Annotated in this window: 16 protein-coding genes and 1 pseudogene; 4 read left to right on the top strand and 13 right to left on the bottom strand. The window is 53.2% G+C overall.

The annotated features are described in order from the left end of the window. Positions 1-77: 77 nt before the first annotated feature. Together IEW65_RS11215 and IEW65_RS11210 are read right to left on the bottom strand one after the other, a co-directional pair. Positions 78-398 (bottom strand): helix-turn-helix transcriptional regulator, encoded by a 321-nt coding sequence (locus tag IEW65_RS11215; RefSeq protein ID WP_188639575.1) that lies wholly within the window; start codon positions 396-398, stop codon positions 78-80. Beyond that, positions 395-1,738 (bottom strand): type II toxin-antitoxin system HipA family toxin, encoded by a 1,344-nt coding sequence (locus tag IEW65_RS11210; protein ID WP_188639905.1) that lies wholly within the window; start codon positions 1,736-1,738, stop codon positions 395-397. Before IEW65_RS11210 ends, IEW65_RS11215 begins: the two co-directional genes overlap by 4 nt. A gap of 134 nt (positions 1,739-1,872) precedes the next feature. Between IEW65_RS11210 and IEW65_RS11205 the strand changes: the two genes are divergently transcribed. Further along, positions 1,873-2,499 carry a DNA-3-methyladenine glycosylase family protein gene (locus IEW65_RS11205; RefSeq protein ID WP_188639574.1) on the top strand — a complete coding sequence of 209 codons (627 nt, stop codon included), beginning with the start codon at positions 1,873-1,875 and terminating at the stop codon, positions 2,497-2,499. Between the two features lie 7 nt (positions 2,500-2,506). Here the strand turns inward: IEW65_RS11205 and IEW65_RS11200 are convergent, their stop codons facing one another. From IEW65_RS11200 to IEW65_RS11190, 3 genes are all read right to left on the bottom strand, one after another. Then, the gene (locus IEW65_RS11200; protein ID WP_188639573.1) at positions 2,507-3,382 is read right to left on the bottom strand and encodes a pirin family protein; all 876 of its coding nucleotides are present in this window, start codon (positions 3,380-3,382) and stop codon (positions 2,507-2,509) included. A 98-nt stretch (positions 3,383-3,480) separates the two neighbouring features. Further along, positions 3,481-4,056 (bottom strand): histidine phosphatase family protein, encoded by a 576-nt coding sequence (locus IEW65_RS11195; protein ID WP_229755542.1) that lies wholly within the window; start codon positions 4,054-4,056, stop codon positions 3,481-3,483. A gap of 39 nt (positions 4,057-4,095) precedes the next feature. Beyond that, positions 4,096-5,136 (bottom strand): zinc-dependent alcohol dehydrogenase family protein, encoded by a 1,041-nt coding sequence (locus tag IEW65_RS11190; RefSeq protein WP_188639572.1) that lies wholly within the window; start codon positions 5,134-5,136, stop codon positions 4,096-4,098. 147 nt (positions 5,137-5,283) lie between these two features. Here IEW65_RS11190 and IEW65_RS11185 point away from each other — a divergent pair, with 147 nt between their 5' ends. Together IEW65_RS11185 and IEW65_RS17175 are read left to right on the top strand one after the other, a co-directional pair. Continuing rightward, the gene (locus IEW65_RS11185) at positions 5,284-5,763 is read left to right on the top strand and encodes an Lrp/AsnC family transcriptional regulator (protein ID WP_159343616.1); all 480 of its coding nucleotides are present in this window, start codon (positions 5,284-5,286) and stop codon (positions 5,761-5,763) included. Positions 5,764-5,885: 122 nt separating this feature from the next. Further along, positions 5,886-6,227: pseudogene (locus tag IEW65_RS17175) on the top strand (DUF1016 N-terminal domain-containing protein); the annotation flags it as partial. A gap of 79 nt (positions 6,228-6,306) precedes the next feature. Here IEW65_RS17175 and IEW65_RS11175 read toward each other — a convergent pair. The 7 genes from IEW65_RS11175 to IEW65_RS11145 all read right to left on the bottom strand — a co-directional run bounded on the left by IEW65_RS11175 (position 6,307) and on the right by IEW65_RS11145 (position 17,276). Then, entirely contained in the window at positions 6,307-7,164 is an 858-nt protein-coding gene (locus IEW65_RS11175; protein WP_188639571.1) for an HNH endonuclease family protein, read from the bottom strand. Beyond that, on the bottom strand, positions 7,161-8,786 hold the full coding sequence (locus IEW65_RS11170) for an ATP-binding protein (protein ID WP_188639570.1): 1,626 nt from the start codon (positions 8,784-8,786) through the stop codon (positions 7,161-7,163). The genes IEW65_RS11175 and IEW65_RS11170 overlap by 4 nt, the downstream gene beginning before the upstream one ends. Positions 8,787-8,800: 14 nt before the next feature. Next, a complete protein-coding gene (locus tag IEW65_RS11165) occupies positions 8,801-10,801 on the bottom strand; it encodes a restriction endonuclease subunit S (RefSeq protein WP_188639569.1) in 2,001 nt (666 codons plus the stop codon). Next, a complete protein-coding gene (locus tag IEW65_RS11160) occupies positions 10,802-11,848 on the bottom strand; it encodes a PDDEXK nuclease domain-containing protein (RefSeq protein WP_188639568.1) in 1,047 nt (348 codons plus the stop codon). Further along, positions 11,845-13,629: a type I restriction-modification system subunit M gene (locus tag IEW65_RS11155; protein ID WP_188639567.1), complete on the bottom strand. Its 1,785-nt coding sequence runs from the start codon at positions 13,627-13,629 to the stop codon at positions 11,845-11,847. The genes IEW65_RS11160 and IEW65_RS11155 overlap by 4 nt, the downstream gene beginning before the upstream one ends. Positions 13,630-13,650: 21 nt before the next feature. Further along, complete coding sequence (hsdR, locus tag IEW65_RS11150; RefSeq protein ID WP_188639566.1) at positions 13,651-16,095, bottom strand: EcoAI/FtnUII family type I restriction enzme subunit R; 2,445 nt, start codon at positions 16,093-16,095, stop codon at positions 13,651-13,653. Between the two features lie 302 nt (positions 16,096-16,397). Further along, positions 16,398-17,276 (bottom strand): YicC/YloC family endoribonuclease, encoded by an 879-nt coding sequence (locus tag IEW65_RS11145; protein WP_188639565.1) that lies wholly within the window; start codon positions 17,274-17,276, stop codon positions 16,398-16,400. A gap of 119 nt (positions 17,277-17,395) precedes the next feature. On the opposite strand from IEW65_RS11145, the gene rph reads away from it, so the two are divergent. Next, complete coding sequence (gene rph, locus IEW65_RS11140; RefSeq protein WP_188639564.1) at positions 17,396-18,133, top strand: ribonuclease PH; 738 nt, start codon at positions 17,396-17,398, stop codon at positions 18,131-18,133. Between the two features lie 87 nt (positions 18,134-18,220). Here the strand turns inward: rph and IEW65_RS11135 are convergent, their stop codons facing one another. Next, entirely contained in the window at positions 18,221-18,988 is a 768-nt protein-coding gene (locus IEW65_RS11135) for an exodeoxyribonuclease III (protein WP_159343622.1), read from the bottom strand. Between the last annotated feature and the right edge of the window lie 132 nt (positions 18,989-19,120).

Raw genomic sequence — 19,120 nt, 5'->3', positions numbered from 1 at the left:
ATGGCAGGATTAGACGAAAGTAGGAATATATGACGCTAAAAAAGTTAGCGTGCAAACTCATTCATCAAGCGTGGGGGTCAAACGGTAGAAGATTCCACCGACAACAACCGCTCGCGCAACTCACGGTTACGCGGCAGTAAGCCGACCTGCAGGCCCAAAGGGCGGAAGACTTGGTTGAGCAGCGCTACGGTAGGACTTGCTTTATCAGCTTCCAAATCAGACAACGTGCGACGGCTGATACCCACCCGCTCAGCATATTGCGTCTGCGACATGCCCAGTACGTCCCGGCGTAGCTGACGCAACACCTGCCCCGAGCTGATTTCTTCACGCACCAGTTGAGTCGCGAGCGTCGTCAGCAGCGCCTCACGCTCAATGCTAGAGAGTTCTTTGCGCTTCATAGCAACCCCCAGCGCTGCAGCTTAGTGTCCAAATAATCAAACCCCACCGCTCTCGATGCCAGTAAGGCGTCGGGCACGCCCCGCGCAGCGAGTCGCTCTTTCAGGCCAACTAGCTGACTTCCCAGCGCTTTTAACTCTGTCATCAGTTGTTCTGGGGGAATATAGACGCTTAGATGTTCCGCAATGGCGGGCCAATTAAACTCCCGTCCTTCCTCAAACGGCGTTCCCCAAGTGGTGGTTCTTACAATTCCCTCTAGGTCAGCCTTCATGGGCGCAAAATCGTACACCGGTGCCCACCAGATACCTTGCGGCGTTTTCAGCAGCGCCGTATTACGGCCATGGTTGTCGCTGTTAGCAAACGCAATATTGAGCAGATCGCGTTTCACCCACTCACTGACAAAGCTCGCCGTATCGAAATGGCCACCCGGCTCACGCACGCGGAACTGTTGGCTCAACAGACCCACCAACGCCTCAATCACGGCAAAATGATTCAAAAAGCTTCCCGGCTCCTTCCCCATGGCTGAATACACAGACTCCAAGCCATAAAGCGTGCACGCCCCCCCTTGATAACCAACGTCAAAGCGGGGCAACCATAGCGATGGATAACGCTCACCTTCTATTAACCTCATCCCTTGGGTATCGATGGCCGCGACACCCAATGCCGCTAGCTCGTGATAGAAATGATACTCCGCACGCAATATGTCGCTATCGATCACGGTGCGCTGACCGCGAGGAAATTTCACCAAATAGTGCTGATCGATATTCGTAAGATCATCCTGGTAGGTATCAATCCAGACCTGATCATCTGGCGAACAGCGCAGCAGCAGCTTAGGCGCTTCGCCACCTGCTCCGGTCGCACCGCCCCCGGCGGCCCCCATCTGCTGCGCATAGGCAAGAAAATCACTATCCCGATTGACGACGTCAGCCAACGCAAAGCGCTGGTGCTCAAGCGTGCTGCCAGCAGGGCGCTCAGGAAGAGCCTCTTTGATGCGCAAATTGCCCACCGGCGCAATCGTGCCCTGGGCCAATAGCGCGGCATCCTGCTCCGCTTCACTAAGCGCCGTTATTCCCAACTGCGTGACCCAGTAACGTCGGCTGGCTCCAGAGGGCATGATATCGTCTAAAAAAGCGAACCAACGTGGCGACTGATGGGTATTCATCAACTCAATAGGCAAACGAAGGCTACAGGCGTGCTCATCGTCGCGATCCAACCACTCAAGGGCATAATCCGTCAGGTAGCCCAGACGTGCAGGCCCTCGACGGCCCCGCTCTGGCTGCTCGATGATCAGCTCGGCGGCATCGTGCCACTGCCCTTGATGGAAGGCTTGAACGGTTAGCAACACAGCTCACCTTAATTGAGTAGTTTAATGCTCAAAAGTGTAGCTTAAAGCACCATAATGTGCATTTTAATACTCAAATTCAGATCAAAATGCGATTAATGAGCATTTTTCTACTCATTTTTCCAGGAGACATCATGCCGTCTGATCACACGTCCGTTGCTATGATTGAACGCGCCATGCAGGCACTGGCCAATGCCGACCCCGACATTGCCCGCGCGTACCCCTTAGTCGGCGCGCCCAACCCGCGCCAGCGCGACCCAGGCTTTGCCACCTTCTTCTCGACCATCGTTAGCCAGCAGATCTCCACCGAAGCAGCTCGGGCGATTATGGGCCGGGTGAATACACTGCTGCCGGAACTGCACGCCAAGGCGGTGATGGAGGTGGAAGGCCAAGCGCTGCGCGATGCGGGGCTATCGTGGCGTAAAATCGAGTATGCCAAAGGGCTGGCCGACGCCGAGCTTTCGGGCACGTTTAGCGCCGATGGCTTAGCGCATCTTAGCGATGACGAAGCCATTGCCGCCATTACTCAACTGCGCGGGTTTGGCCGCTGGAGCGCCGAAATCTACCTGATGTTCTCGCTCCAGCGGCCCGACATTTTCCCAGCCGACGACCTCGCCCTCAGGGTAGCGCTAGGCCGCTTGAAGAGTATGGAGAACAAACCCACGCCGAAACAAGCCCGCCAGTTGGTAGAGCACTGGGCTCCCTGGCGCAGCGTGGGGTCGCTGTTTTTATGGCACTACTATCGCGGCGAGCCGGTTTAGCGGGTCTTTAAAGCGTAAGCCCGCCAAACTTACCGTTCTGGTAATCCTCCACCGCCTGGACGATCTCATCGCGGGTAGTCATCACGAAGGGGCCGTGGGAGTAGACCGGCTCATCAATCAGCTCGCCATGGCCAAACAGCAGGCGCGCATCGCTCGCTGCCTCGATGGCAAGGCTCTCGCCGTCACGATCAACTTCAATCAAATGATGCGCTTTGACAGGCTCGCCGCCCACCATCACGTCACCACTCACCACGTACAAAAACACCTGCCGCCCAGGGGCGACGGGGAGCTGCTCACGCGCGCCCGCAGGTAGCGCCAGCGTCGACATGAACACGCCCGTCAGCGATTCAATCGGGCCTGCTTGCCCCTGCCACTCACCGGCAATCAGGTTGAGCGTACCGCCGCCTGCCAGTTGAACAGCGGGGATGCCGTCCTTCTGCAAACCCACGTAGCGCGGCTCGCTCATCTTCAGCCGCGACGGCAGGTTGACCCACAGCTGCAAGATTTCCAGCGGGCCGCCCTCGCGCAGAAACGCTTCTGGCGAAATTTCTGCATGCACGATGCCGCTACCTGCGGTCATCCACTGCACGCCACCTGCGTGAATCACGCTCTGGTGCTTGGCGCTATCAGCATGGGCCAGCGAGCCTTCCAGAATAAACGTTACCGTTTCAAACCCACGGTGCGGGTGCGGCCCAAAGGGCAGCCCACGGTTATTGGCCGGGTAAACCTGCGGGCCGTGGTGATTCAAGAATAGAAACGGATCGAGCTGATCTAACCCCGGCCCTGGCAGCGGCCGGCGGGTGACCAAATCACCGATATCATCCCGATGGGCAGGATGCTGAGCGACCACACGGCGAACGGATGGAGTATTGGCTGATGACATAATGCTCTCCTTATCAATACGCCCAGCGTAAAACCTCAGCTGACGGATGAGGAGCGAATAATTTGCCCCGGTTCATTGAAGGAAATGAATAGAAAGCCTTAACGGCTGGGAACGCTCAGCCGCCCCACCACCGTGAAGCCCTCCTCTTGCGGGCGCACAACCACCATTTCCCCCGAGCTAACGCCGCCACCGGTCAGCGCCGTGATATTCACTTGATGCGTCACCAGCAGCATATTCCCCGGCCCCTGCCACCCCGCCATACGCTCACGAGCCGCTTGGGTAATGGCCACCTGATCCCCACGCCCGCGAAAGAACGAATTCAGCCACGGCGCAGGCACCACCGACCCCAGCGCCATCAGCTCAGCGGTTTCCAACGCCCGGCACCACTGGGAGCTATACACCGCATCAATCGCCACGCCCCGCTCCCGCAACGCCTGCCCCGCCGCCGCCGCATGGGCACGCCCTTCGCTGGAAAGATTGCGCTGGGTCTCGCACACCTCCAACACAAACCCCGGCGGGTCACCAATGCCAGGGGCCAGCGAGTGGCGCATGAGGATGACCAAACCGCCCTCTTGGAGCGCTTGCCAGGTGGCGGTGTTGGCGTGGGTGGTGAGGGGTAAGAGGCTAAGCAGGCTCGAGAGCATGCACAAGGTGAAGATACGCAGGTTGAACACGGGCGAGCCCTCTGGTGAGAACAGTCTTCCCCTCTTTTATCAGAATTCCGTGACGACGGTGACCCCAACGCCTTCAAACTTATCCATGTTGATCAACGCCTGCACCGACTCCTCTAGCGTGATCCGGCGGCCAATCAGCTTTTCAGGCGCCAGCTTGCCTGACTTAATCATCGCCAGCATGGCACCGTAGCGATGGGCCTGCATGCCATGACTGCCCAGAATTTCCAGCTCGTTGGCAATCACCTTGCTCATGGGAATGGCAGGCGTGCTGTGATCTGCCAGCATCAATCCTACCTGGATATGCTTGCCGCGCTTTCGCAAATTGCTAATAGAGTTGAAGCAGGTGGTGGGGTGACCCAGCGCATCCAGCGAGACGTGCGCGCCCCCTTGGGTGATCTCCACCACCGCCTCCACCACGTCGGCCGCTTGGTTGGCATTCACCGTGGCCACCGCGCCCAACTGGCGCGCCAGGGCGAGCGCCTGTTCGGAAATATCCACCGCCACCACGTTCGCACCGGCAGCGCTGGCGATCATGATGGCCGACAGCCCCACACCGCCGCAGCCGTGCACGGCCACCCACTGCCCGGCGGACACACGGCCCTGATCCACCACCGCACGAAAAGAGGTCACGAACCGGCAGCCCAGGCTGGCGGCGGTGTCGAACGCTAAGGTATCTGGCAGGGCGACTAGGTTCACATCGGCGTAGTGAATACCCACATACTCGGCAAACGACCCCCAGTGAGTAAATCCTGGCTGGAATTGAGCATCGCATACCTGATGGTGGCCTGCGTTGCACTCCTGGCAAGTGCCGCAGCCGCCCACGAAAGGCACGGTCACACGATCCCCAACCCGCCACTTCGTCACGTCCTTGCCCACCGCTTCCACCACGCCGGACAGCTCGTGCCCCGGCACATGGGGAAGCCGAATATCCGCGTCGTGCCCCATCCAGCCGTGCCAATCACTGCGGCATACGCCATTGGCCATAACTTTGACCACAACGCCGTGGGGCTCGGGAGTCGGGTCCGGCACCTGCTGAATAGTGGGCGGGGTGGAAAACTGCTCGAATACGACGGCTTTCATGGGCCACTCCTGAACGTTTAGGCTGCGGATTCGCTAACGCTACTATAGCGAGCCTAGCCTGAAATGAGCTTTCCATATCGTGGACAACACTGACCAATGTGAAGCACTCTTTCTCTTTATCGTGTGAATAAGAAAGAGACTTGCAATATGAGCGCATTGGATAAAAAAGACGCCAAATTAGCAGCGTTACTCCAGATTGATGGCAGAATGCCCAACGCGCGGCTGGCCGAACAGTTGCATCTGAGCGAAGCCACCTGCTGGCGACGGCATAAGCGTCTGGAAGAGCTAGGGGTGATCGAAGGCTATCAAGCCATCTTCAATCGACGCAAAGTTGGCGCCAGCGTACTGGCCTTCGTGCAGATTACCTGCACCCAACACAGCGAAGCCGCGACGGCAGAGTTCGAGCGCATCATCCAATCAAGCTCTCGAGTGCTGAGCTGCCACAACACCACCGGCGAGGCCGACTTCCTACTGCAAGTGGTCGCCAAAGACCTGGACGACTACAGCCACTTCGTCGAAACGGTACTGCGCCAGCTGCCCGGCGTGTCGAGCATCCGCTCCAACCTCTCGCTTAGAGAAATGAAGGCGACCAGCCACTTGCCGGTTGAGGAGTTGTTGGGGCTGTGAGCGAAGCAGTTGGCTATACGCACTGTTGATATGATCGCCGTCGCCAACTCTTTCTATCGGCAAAGTTTGATATTGTTAGGCCTCAGCCAGCTGACATTACTCTAACGCCAGGGGTTAAGCCTATGACGGAGCAGAACCCAACCGCTTTTAGCCGCCTTGTTAGCGCGATTACTCAACAGATAGCGCAAGCACGCGGGCAGGTTCGCCAAGCCGTGAATACGGCCATGGTACAAAGCTACTGGGAAATAGGCCGTTTGATTGTCGAGCACGAACAGCAAGGCAATCGTCGTGCTGAATATGGTAAGCAACAACTACAGCAGCTCTCACAACAACTTACCGAGCGGCTGGGCAAGGGCTTTGATGTTTCCAACTTGCGTAATATGCGCCAGTTTTATCAAAGCTTTCCAAAGCGGAACACAGTGCGTACCGAATTGAGCTGGGTGTACTATCGCACTCTACTACGGGTAGAGACCACTAGAAGCTATCCATCAAAACTGAAGCGCCACAAGTCATTGAGATTGATAGAAAGCTTGCTTAATGTTCTTACCCCGCTAGCCTTGAAAGCTGCGGGTTATTGCGTAGGAATAAGCACCAGCGTGCAACAGATGATAACTCAGCAGTCGTTGCTGTCATTTCACGTATTTGAGTACACACGGCTTTCAATTTTTCTCTACCTGCAGGATTGTTGCCATTCGCGCAGCGTGTTTTAGTTGACTCATAAGCATCGACTAGCCTGTTAACTTTTTGCCAAATTTTTCTACGCTCTTCTGCCAGTCGCGCATGTTCATTGAGCTTGAGTCGCTTAACTGTTTCCTCGACACGCAACTGCTCCCACGCAGAGGCACCAGGCGCCGCTATGACTTTGCCTTCTTCATCGAAAGCAAGTAGCGAGACATCAGTTGGGTCTATGGGATCAAGCAGATAACGGGTTTCGGATTCCTCGCAAGGATTGCTGTATGAGGAGCACAATGAACCCGCTTGCAATGGAAACCACCCCCCTTTTTTACGGTTGCCCACATTGCCGCAGGCACGTAAGTTCATATAATCGAAAGCAAGCCACCAGTAACCGTCACGCTCGTTCTCATCCAGTTCCTTAGCCTGCTTTTTTGGCCGAAAGTGCTCTACATCATAGTGTGAATATAATTCGCGCACTTCTGAAAACCAGCACTTGCCGTCCGATAGCGCTAAAAGCCATGGCTTCAGCTTGCCCCAGTGGATGCTGTTCGCGTCTATCAATGCATTACGCGCATCACGTTCACCTGCTGCATCCAGCTCTGCCAAGTCAGCCACCAATTGAGCAGACTTAGCCAGCCAAACATTCCATTGGTCTTGAGTCCAAGGTGTCCAATTCGGAATATTGGTATCGGTTGGTAGTTTGTGTTCAAGTTCAATCCAGATCACAGGTCATCCTCCGATCGTAATATCTCATCGATAATAGAACTGGCAATTGTATCCTGCTCTGCCTGCTCCTCCGGCGTTAGCACTGGCTTACGAAACTTGCGATGCTGGGCCATTTTACGTACAAACAAGGCGTAGTCAGGGTCACGGAAATCGGTAGTAGAAAAGCCGAGATCAGCTAACTCAGCAGAGAGCCTCGAAAGTTCAGCATCTTCCTCGGGGGTGCGTGGTGATTGCACAAACAACTCATTACGCCGAAACAAACGTCGCTCGGTTTCAATATCTAGTGTGGATGATAAACCAAATAGTTCGCTCTTGAGCAAGCCAGTAACACCCATTCCCTGTGGATGTACGTCTGGTGACTCAACCACCGAGCGTTCGCCGTGTTTGCGTAAAATGTGTACCTGTTCGCGTTTCAGGCTCCCTACCATCATCGGATCGTGAGTGGTGATTAAAATTTGAGATTCGCCTTGTACCAAAGAATCTTTTTCTGAGCTTAGAACGCCTTCAATATCGTCGAAGTAACGTAACTTCCAGATGGGATTCAAGTGGGTGTCAGGTTCATCTAATAAGAACAAACAGTGGTCTTCACGGGTGATGCGCATCAGTCCAAGTACGGTGAGCATTTGCAGTTCACCTTCGGAGAGTTGTTTGAATTCAACGTCCCCTCCATGCCCCTTTGACTTCTTAACAGTAATGCGAACTTCTTCCAATAAGTCGCCAATATAGGCTGCCTCTGCATAGCGGAAGAAGCGCTCGGGAGTGCCTACTTCTTCGCCCAGCTTCTTAAGACTTTGATTATTGGGAACAAATAAGTACAGCAGCTCTTGCTTCTCTGGCCGTCGGCGAAAATCTACTGCTATCTGCTTTGTTTCTTGAACCGGCGCCCAAGCAACTTGCCAAAGTTTTTCGAGAAATCCATTTACGACTGTCCCGCGTCGGTACCAAAAGCGTGAGTCTCCAAGTTCGATATCACTCTCGTCCAAATTCTTGGCAGAATATGGCTTTTTAAGCACAAATAAAGCGGACTCTATTGCCTCGATGTTTAAGTTACCCAATAACTTCTTGAATACGGGATCTTCAGATAACAAACACGCTAGCAATACCAATTGGCTATGCCCACCTCGGCAGTAAAAGAGCCTGCGCATTAAGTCGTCATCATCCTGCCGAAGCAATTGCTTGTAGCGTTCTTGATGAGTGCGAAATAATGACTCTATACGTTCATTCTTTCCTGAGTAATAGGCGAAAACATGTGAGGGTAAATAGACTCTCGCATGCTTTACCAGAAATCCTTGCGATTCGCTTTTGCCATCGACCCACACATAGGGACGTTTTTGTTTGGCGGTATCCGCTTCAATACGCACGATATGGCCACGAATTTCATATTCCAGGGTGTAGTCAAAAGCCGCCTCCTGGTCGAGATCCACATCGCGAAACAAAGTGATCAGTGCCTCTATCAGATTGGATTTGCCGGTACCGTTCTGGCCGATCAATGCATGGCTGCGAATACGTTTGGCAGGCTCGCTCGTGGCAATACCCGCGACCTGCTCCAGCTCGGTGGCAAAAGTCATCTTAAGATGGCGCAGGTTTCTGAAATGCGGAATGACTAAAGTGCGAAGCTGCATAGGATGTCCTTATTCTACTTTTCCAACATTTCAGCGGGAGCAGGTTCCAGCAGCCAGCCGTGGGCTACTTCTATTTTTAGCTGTGCATAAAAAGCATCGATCTCACCGCCAAAGCGCTGCCATAAATCTTTGGCACTCATTTCACCGTTATGGCGGGCTAGGATCGTAGCCAACGGTGCCTGGGCTTTGACATCAGGCGGCGTGCCCAAGCGTACCGGAGCCACAAGTTCAGTTTTTGGGGCTTTCATGGGTTCCTCCTCTTGCTCGATAGCGATACCGGTGAGGGCGACAACTGCACTTGATACTAAGTTCGCTGCGATGAGTTGCTTTTTTGATAACTGTTTCTCAAAGCGATTACATACTTCAAACAGCGCATCGATGATTTTAACAATTGAGTCTTGCTCTTGCTTTGGAGGAACCGGAACCACTAGATCTTCAACGCCGCCCACGCGCAAGTGCTTTACCGTCATTCCAATTGCAGCCTCCACCATGCGATTCTGAAAACTGGGGCTTCTAATCACATAAAGCAGGAATCGATTATTAAATAACTCAGGAAATAACCGGATAAGCATTGTGCGCTGACCAAGGCATACCTTTTCCCCCTCGGGCACAATTGCCGCTTCACCCATTGGCGCTTCCCTTGTAAAGAAAATATCACCGGCTTTAGGCGGCATTCTTCTTGCCCAGTAGGAGAATGTTTCTTCGGTAATTTTTCTTGTATTGGCTAAATTCATTTCACCGTTGCGAATATCAGTTGTTCTAATCAGATGAATTCCGCTCGCCACATAAGGTGCAGTCTTATTATGACAGTCCACAATAGCCTTAGAAATTTGTAAAAATGTAGCCCATATCCAGTGTTCTGGTAGCTTAGTGTCAGGAACATTGAACTGCTGCGTACGTAGTTTCTTGAGCATGCTTTGTGCTTCTTTTTTCTCCTGATCATCGGCTTCCTTTGACCAAGCAACTCTTTGTTTCGTTATCGTCTCCAGCAGTTCAGTGCCCGTTGAGTCATGACGGAGCTCAATATCAGATAGATTTCCCGATACGGCTAAATCGAGTATTAATCCTCTGAAAGCGGCCACATCCTCCGGCGTGGAAAACAGTTGCCCGAAATTGCCTTCTAGACACTGCCAGTTTTCTTGCAGCTCATGGGGGCTTTGGCTGGTGGCAACGGCTTGCAGGGTGGCATGGCGCAACTGATTTTGCAGCGTGCGGCGTTTTTGTTGCTGCGCTTCTAACTGATCGCATAAAGCCATCAGCTCATCGACTTTGGCGACGATGCGAGATTGTTCATCAGTCGGCGGCAACGGCATAGCACAAAGAGCAAAGTAGTCGGTGGGTAAACGTTTTTGCCCAGCAGTACCTGTCATGCTGGCTTCGCCCTTGGCTCTAAACAAAGGCGAGCGAACGAAAAGGTATATATAAGCTGGGTTTATATCTTGGCTTATGGGGCGGAAAACATGAAATTCTGTAGAACCAGCGCCAATATCAAACTCAAGCCCACGAGCCACCGCTGATTTGCCGTTTTCAAAGCACGGCGTAATTTTGGCGAGCAACACATCGCCGTTAGCAAAATGAGTGTAACCTTTGCTGATTTCTGCCCATGGCTTTACTACACCTGCAATAGCTTCTGAGTGATTTTCAGAAACTGCGGCCATAGGAACAAATGTGGCCATAACCACAGATTCGCTATCAGTTTGGACTTGATTGCGGGGATTGATTTCACCTAGATCCAGTAATCGGCTCCATCGCCAACTGGGCGGAATTACAATAGCTGGAGGTGTTAATGGTGCAGACTCAAGCTTGGGTGAACGCTTAAACTTTTTCTCGGTAATCAGGCCCTGGCGGATACGAGCAATGTTCGATAGTGCAACGTCCGCAGTACCATCTTCTTCTAGCTGAAGTGTTAACCTTCCTGTTACGGCAAACTGATAAACCAACTCCCGCAACCGCGCCACGCCCCCCGGTGCGTTGGCGATATGACCAAACTCAGCCAAAAACTGTTGTGCGTCCATTTAGCTGTCCTCCCCACGGTTTTCGAGGCGAGCCCGTGAGTTTTCAATGGCCTGATGCAATTTGGCTTGTAGTACTTCTTTGGGGGGTAAAGCAGTCAAATATTCAGCGACATGAATACCGCTAGCATCCAACTCTAACAGTTCGATCTGCTCCTGCTTTTTACCGCTGCACAGAATAATCCCCAGCGGTGGGGCTTCGTCGGCTTCCTGTTCGTGTTTGGCGAGCCAGCGAAGATAGAGTTCCATTTGGCCTTTATGCTCAGCTTTAAAGTCGCCCAGTTTCAAGTCGATAGCGACCAGCCGTTTCAGCCGGCGGTTGTAGAACAACAGGTCGATGTAAAAATCATCGCTGTCGATCTGGATGCGTTTTTGCCGTGCGACAAAGCTAAAGCCGGCTCCTAGCTCCAACAGAAATTGCTCCAGATCGCGCAGAATAGCGTCTTCCAGATCTTTTTCCAGGTAGCGGTCATTCAGACCCAAAAAATCAAGAACGTAAGGGTCTTTGAGCACCAGGTTTTGGCTCAGCGAGCCTGTTTGGCGCAGGTTGGCTAATTCTTGCGTTAGCAACATTTCAGGTTGTTTAGACAGGGCGGTTCGCTCAAACAGCAAGGTGTTTTTTCTTTCCCGCAACTGGCGCACACTCCATCTCTCCTGCGCGCACATCTGACTATAAAAGTCGCGCTGAAGCGTATCTTTTAGATAAATCAGCTCTAAAAAATGACTCCATGACAATTGTCTCGACAGTGTCGAGACAATCTGCCCATCGGGGTAAGCCTCGACAAAGCGCAGCATGTGGCGCAGGTTTTTGGCAGAGAAACCGCGGCCGTACTCCTGTTCTAATTGTCTCGACAGTGTAGAGACTATTTGCTCGCCATAGGCAGCACGCTCACCCTGAAGCACTTCATGGTGAATACGCTGGCCAATTTGCCAGTAGAGGATCGTTAGTGCGCTGTTGACGGTTGTGGCCAGTTGCTGGCGACCCTGCTCAATCAGCGTGCGGATATCACCAAGCAGTTGTTGGTCGGTCGGTAAAGCTGGCTTGCTCATGCGTCTTCTGCCTCTGGGCTAAAGTGGTGAGCAAGGGCTGCCGCCAGTTCGCTTTTGAGCTGGTTTTCGGTTTCTTCAATTTCCCCCAAGAGCTGTTTGTATTTGACCAATAGCTCGTCAGGGTCGTGGCTTTCTTCTTCGGGGCCATTCGGATTTTTAATATCCAAATTAAAGATTGGCCAATAAATACGGTCGCCTGCGGACTGCGCGTCGCGGGCTTTTAAGCGCAGCGTTTCACTTTCGCTGCGTAAGCTTTCCATTTCATCGTCCACGCTTTGGCGTTGTGTTTTATCGTTGTTTCCTTTAATAGAGCCACGCAAGTCACGAATGCGGTTTTCCAATGCGCTGGCTTGGTTATTAAGCTGCTCAGCATTATCCCAATGCGGTTGGGCGGCAGCTTCGGCCTGTTCACGCTTAGTTTTAAAATCGACCTTCCAGGCGAATTCGTTTTCTTCGCGGCTGGCAAAGTCATCGCTTTCATCGCCCCACCAGTCTTGCTCGGGTTTAAATTCTTCCAGGCGTATGGGTTTGGTTTTGCTATAGCTTTTATAGCCCGGCGGATAGGGGTGTTCGTAAAACCAAATGGTGTCGGTGTGGAAATGCTCGCTGCCATCGTCTACCCGCGTACCTTTGGTAAAAAACAGCAAGTTGGTTTTGATAGTAGTGTAGGGAGCAAACACGCCTTTGGGCAGGCGGATAATGGTGTGCAGTTTGCACTCTTGCAGCAGCAGCTTTTTAAGCGTGCCTTTGATGCCATCACCAAACAAAAACCCATCTGGAAGTACCACGGCGGCACGACCGTTTTCTTTTAAAAGCTTTTTGATAATCAGCGCCATAAACATATCGGCGGTTTCACGTGTTTTTAAGTCAGTCGGGTAGTCGCCACCTACCGTGTCATCTTCATAGCCACCAAAGGGTGGGTTGGTGATGATACAGTCAACTTTTTCGTTAGCACTCCATTCGTTCCAGCCCTTGCCTAAGGTGTTTTTATGTTCGATCTGGCTGGGAATATCAATTTCGTGCAAAAGCATGTTGGTGGTGCATAGCAGGTGCGGTAGTTGTTTTTTCTCAATGCCGCGAATAGCAGCTTCGATAGCGTGCTGTTCCTTTGTGCTAGATTTATTAGTGCGCTGTTTACGCAAATGGTCGATGGCGGCGGTTAAGAAGCCACCAGTGCCGCAAGCTGGGTCGAGCACGATCTCGGTGCGTGGCTTCAATCGAGGGTTTACTCGGTCAACCATAAATTGTGTGATGGCGCGAGGGGTGTAAAACTCGCCCGCATTGCCTGCACCACGCAGGTCGTTCAGCAGTTGCTCATAAACATCACCAATCTGCGAACGAGTGGTGAAGTCGTGAAAGTTAATGGCTTCTTCAAGCTTTTCGATCACCGCCAGTAACTGGGTGCCAGACTTCATGTAGTTGTTGGCATCTTGAAAGACGCTGCGAATGACCTTGTGTTGTGGGCTGGCGTTGGCGTCCAGCTCTTTCAGTGCCGGAAATAAATGATTGTTAACAAAACTGACGATATCCGACGGGGCCATTTTATGGGATTTTTTGCCTTGCTCATCGTCATTCATTTTGGCCCAATTGCGCCAGCGAAACTCTTCCGGCAGTGGTGATTGATAGTTCGCTTTATCGTCTTCCCACTCTTCTTCACGCTGGTCAAATACTTTTAAAAATAGCAGCCAGGTGAGCTGACCCAAGCGCTGCGCGTCACCATCGACGCCATCGTCTTTGCGCATGATGTCTTGAATAGATTTTATGGTGCTGCTGAGATTCATTAGGTTATCCAGTACTCGTAATTAAGCGCTTTGATCGTCGTAAAGCGCTTTTTCTAATTCGTGAATGGCTTGGGTGTACTGCTCGACGCCACCAAAAATGCCGCGACGGATTTGAGTTTTACTGCCGAATTGGTCGAAAGGGGGCAGCTCCAATACTTTGGCATCTTCAATATCTTGCACGCCGTGGTGAGCAAATTTTTCCAGCAGGGCTTCGAGCACGACGCGGGCTTGTTCGCCGTATTTACCGAACACATCGCGTTTTTTGACCTTGTTAGCACGTTCACGCCGGGTGAGAGGCTTTTGGTTAAAAGCGACATGAGCCACCAGATCAAAAGCGTCCAGCTCACGGCCGTTGGGAACGGCTTGCTGCAATATCTCCAGCGGTATCCCATGTTCGGCAAGTTCTTTCAGCACCACTTGCTTACGCTCAGCCCCATTCCAACGGCGCAAAAAGTTGGTGAGGTTGCCAAATTCAGCCTGCAAGGCTTTTTGAATATCGGCTTTGAGCAGGACTCGGTAGTCGTCAGTAATCAGTTTGCCGTCGGCGTCCAGATACTGTTCGAGTATCACAGCGACCCGAACGTTGACATCCCCAATCACGTATTTGGTGCGGCCTTCTCTCTCTCCTGTTTTGCGGCCATCATCAAACCCGTCGGTTGTGCCGGTATCGTAAGGTGGAGGCTCCACTTCACCAATACCAGAGGTGCCTGTGACATCGGGTGGCAGATCTTCCGGCGGTATTTTGTCAGGGGGGATTACCGGGTCATCAGGCTTGGGTTCATAAATGACGACGGGGTCTCCATCAAAATCCGGATCAGCAAACAGTCGTGTGGCACCCTTGAAGTCCATGATCGTGAAGTAGAGCTTTTGGTAATCCTCGCGCAGGCGAGTGCCACGACCAATCATTTGTTTAAATTCGGTCATGGAATTGATGTTTTGATCGAGCACAATCAGCTTGCAGGTTTTGGCATCTACGCCGGTAGTCAGCAACTTAGATGTGGTGGCAATAACGGGATAGGGCTCGTCATTATCAATAAAGTAGGAAAGCTGGGCTTTGCCTTCGTTATCATCACCGGTAATGCGCATCACATAGCGGCGGTTACTAGCAGCTGCTGGAATCAGTTTTACCAGGGCTTGGCGCATGCGCTCGGCGTGGTCTTGATCGTCACAAAAGACGATCGTTTTGGCCATGGGGTCGGTGGCTTTCAAATACTCCCAAACTCTTCTGGCCACCAGTTCGGTGCGTTTTTCCAACACTAAGTTGCGATCAAAATCTTTGGTGTTGAACTGGCGCTGTTCCACCAATTGGCCGAGTTTATCGATCTTGCCTTTTTCGGGTGTGTAGCCCACGGCATCCACATCCGTGGCTATACGGATCACTTTGTAAGGGGCGAGAAAGCCATCTTCGATGCCCTGTTTGAGCGAGTAGGTATAAATGGGGTCGCCAAAGTAGGTGGTGTTGCTGATCTCTTTGGTTTCTTTCGGCGTGGCGGTTAAGCCCAGATGGGTGGCGCTGCCGAAATACTCTAATATATCACGCCAAGCAGAATCATCCGCTGCGCTGCCACGGTGGCACTCATCAATCACGACCAGATCAAAAAAGTTTGAGGGGAACTGGCGGTAGATTTGTTTCCACTCGTCTCGGCCGGTCACCGCTTGATAAAGAGCAAGGTAGATTTCGTAATTCTTTTTGGCTTCTCGATTAGTGACCTTGTGCATGACTTCGCCAAAGGGGGCAAAGTCTTGTTGCATGGTTTGATCCACCAAAATGTTACGGTCGGCCAAAAACAAAATGCGTTTTTTGGCTTTGGCTTTCCATAAACGCCAGATGATCTGGAAGGCAGTGTAGGTTTTTCCGGTGCCCGTCGCCATAACAAGCAGAATACGCTCTTGGCCTTTGGCAATTGCTTCGATGGCGCGATTAATGGCAACACGCTGGTAATAACGGGGCTCTTTGCCACTACCATCGCTATGAAAGGGTTGCTCGACCAGTTTTACCGCTTCCGGCGCTACCAAGCCTTTCCATTGCTGATAGAGAGGCCACAAATTTGCCAAGGATGGCAACTCATTGAGTGAGAGCTCTCGTTCGATAGGCTGAGTAATGCCAGTGCGATCATGCAGCAAAAAACCTGCTCCGTTGCTGCTGAGAGCAAAAGGGGCATCCAGCATTTCGGCATAGGTCAGCGCCTGCTGCATGCCGTGGCCGACTGAAAATTTTGATTGTTTGGCTTCAATAACGGCAATGGGCACGCCGGGGCTGGCGTAAAGCACATAATCAGCACGCTTAGGGCCGCCCTTCGCATTGGGATTTTTCACCCGCGCAGCCAGCTTTCCCCGCACCATAACGCGACCATCGGTAAGATTCACTTCTTCCCGAAACTGATGCTGTTGCCAACCCGCCTGCAGAATGGCTGGCGTGATGAACTTGGTGCAGATGTCTCGCTCGCTGAGCTGGTGTTTATTCATCGAGGCGCATCCCTTTATTTGTGCTTATGGTCATCGTCATCTGCCATATCAGCTCTCGCCCGCTCATCTACCTCCTAAGACTGAAACTACTGCAGCGGACCTTGACTATGGGCAAGTTGGCCTTTACGTCACATCAGTAGTAGACGACCATTGATAATACCAAGGTTGCTTTGCAACGTTTAGGAAGCCGCCCAGGATCTAGGGCCATAATTTTAACGCCCATCTAAAGAGAGTAAAATCGCTATTCTAGATTGAGCTGGGCGATAAATTGCTCTTATCAATTAAACAAAACTAATGTTCCATCACTCAATATTCTGAATCTGCTCCCGCATCTGCTCAATCAGCACCTTCAGCTCCACCGCGCAGCGGGTCGTCTCAGCCACCACGGATTTAGACGAGAGCGTATTGGCTTCCCGGTTAAGCTCCTGCATTAGGAAGTCCAAGCGGCGGCCTTTGGGGCCTTTTTGGGTGAGCTGGTGGCGCACTTCTTCAATGTGCGCCGTGAGGCGGTCTAGCTCTTCGTCCACATCGGCTTTTTGGGCTACCAGTACCAGCTCGGCTTCCAGGCGTTGGGGGTCGAGTTCGGTTTTGGCGACTTCTAGACGCTCTAGCAGTTGGGCACGCTGGCGTTCCAGAATCTGCGGGAGCAGGCTGCGTACGGTGGCCACTTGCTCGCTCACCGCGTCTAGGCGGGTGGTGATCATCTCGGCCAGCTTTTCGCCTTCGCGGGCGCGGGCGTCAATCAGCTCATCCAGCGCTTGGTTAAACAGCGCTTTGGCGGCGGCTTTGATGGCGTCTTGGTCCAGGTGCTGGGTTTCCATCACGCCGGGCTGGTTGAGCAGCGCCAGCGTGGTGGGCGGCACGGCGCTGGGCACCTGCTGCTGAATGGCCGCCAGGGCGTCGGCTATCTCTTTTAGGCGCTGGGCGTTCACTGCCGGTGCTTGGGCGGTATCGGCGCTTTCGAACCGCAGGCTGCACTCTACCTTGCCACGGGCCAGGCGCGTGCGCAGTGCTTCGCGCAGCACCGGCTCTAAATCCCGCAGGCTTTCGTGTAGGCGAAAGTGCGGCTCTAGGTAGCGCTGGTTCACCGAGCGAATCTCGACCTGCAGGGTGCCAAACGGGGCGGCCTGCTCGGTGCGGGCGAAGGCGGTCATGCTGTGTACGCGGCGGGAAGCGGCCATAAGTCGATGCATCCTTTCCATCAATGTGATTCCGAACAGTCTAACCGATAGGCCCATCCGCGCACGCTCAGACGTGTACAATAGAGGGCTTTTCCACTTTAAACATGATGTGAGGTGCTATGCGTCCTGATGTTGTTCGCCCCAGCGGTCGCGAGGCCGACCAGCTCCGTGAAATTCGCTTAACCCGTGATTACACCCGCCATGCGGAAGGCTCCGTGCTGGTGGAGTTTGGCGATACCAAGGTGCTGTGTAATGCGAGCGTGGAAGCGGGCGTGCCGCGCTGGCTGCGCGGTAAACATCAGGGGTGGATTACCGCTGAGTACGGCATGCTGCCCCGCGCCACTCACTCCCGCAGCAACCGTGAAGCGACCCAGGGCAAGCAGGGTGGCCGCACGCTGGAGATTCAGCGCCTGATTGGCCGTAGCCTGCGCGCAGCGGTGAATTTGAAGAAGCTGGGCGAGTTCACCATTACCGTGGATTGCGATGTGATCCAGGCCGATGGCGGCACGCGCACGGCGGCCATTACCGGCGGCTGCGTGGCGCTGGTGGATGCGATTCGCTACCTTCAGCGAGAAAAAAAGATCAAAGGCGACCCCTTCAAGCAGCTGGTCAGCGCGATCTCAGTAGGCATCTACAAAGGCGTGCCGGTGCTAGACCTGGATTACCCTGAAGATAGCAAAGCCGACACCGACCTGAACGTGGTGATGACCGAAGGCGGCGAGCTGATTGAAGTACAGGGCACGGCGGAAGCGGGCGCTTTTAACCGTAAAGAGCTGAACGCGATGCTGGATTTGGCCGAGAAAGCCGGTGATGAACTGCGTGAGAAGCAGCGTGAAGCGCTGGGGATTCGCGGTTAAGGGAACTCGGTATTACAGAGCCCTGAAACGCAACAGGCCAGCGGTAAGCTGGCCTGTTGGCGGTGCGACGCGGGAAGTAGCTAACGCTTAAAGCGCTAGATCATACTCAACGATCAGCGGTGCGAACTCAGAGAAGGTCGCATCGTAATCAATCCACGCGTCCACCACGTGACGACGGAAGTTGGGGCCGACCAGTTGGTAGTCGATCCGCCAGCCTTCTTGACGGTCACGGGGCACGTCTTGGTCAAGCTTTGGCCACCAGGTGTACTCGCCAGCATCGCGATTAATTTCGCGGAAAGTGTCGATAAAGCCGGTGGGGCCAAGCACCTGATCCATCCAGGCACGCTCTTCCGGGCGGAAGCCCGAGGTGAGCTGGTTGTCCGACCAGTTGGCCAAATCCACGGTTTTATGGGCAATGTGCCAGGTACCGCAGATGATGTATTCGCGGCGTTTGCGCGACATCTTCGTCAGGTACTCTTGGTACTGCTCCATAAACGCCTGCTTGGCTTTTTGGTCACTTCCATCAGGCATCAGGAAGGTGGCAATGCTGAAGCGGTCATAATCCGCCTGCAGAAAGCGTCCTTCGTGGTCGCACTGAGGAAACCCCAGGCCGTACATAATGGCTTTGGGGATTTTGCGGCAATAGAGTGCCACACCGGAGAAACCATCCTCCTCGGCATCCAGGAAGTAGCCTTCGTAGCCTTCCGGATAAAGGATGTGGTCACCCAGTTCAAAACTTTTCGCCTTGATGTTCTGCACGCAGACCACGTCGGCATCCTGCTGAGCCAGCCAGTCCAGGAAGCCACGGTCGACGGCATCACGTATACCATTGACATTGATGCTGGCAATTTTCATAAATCGTCCCTTTTGCGTCGCTGCTGTATGATACCCGACGTTTAGACGTTTGGGTAAAGGCAGCGAGTAAAACTTGCCATTTACCCTACTTTTATTGTTGCTTTCGTGCCGATTGAAACCTACCGCTTAGTG

This window comes from Vreelandella lutescens (genome assembly GCF_014640815.1).
Classification (GTDB): Bacteria; Pseudomonadota; Gammaproteobacteria; order Pseudomonadales; family Halomonadaceae; genus Vreelandella; species Vreelandella lutescens.
The sequence above is the reverse complement of the archived record's forward strand: the minus strand, read 5'-3'. Positions and strand labels throughout refer to the sequence as shown.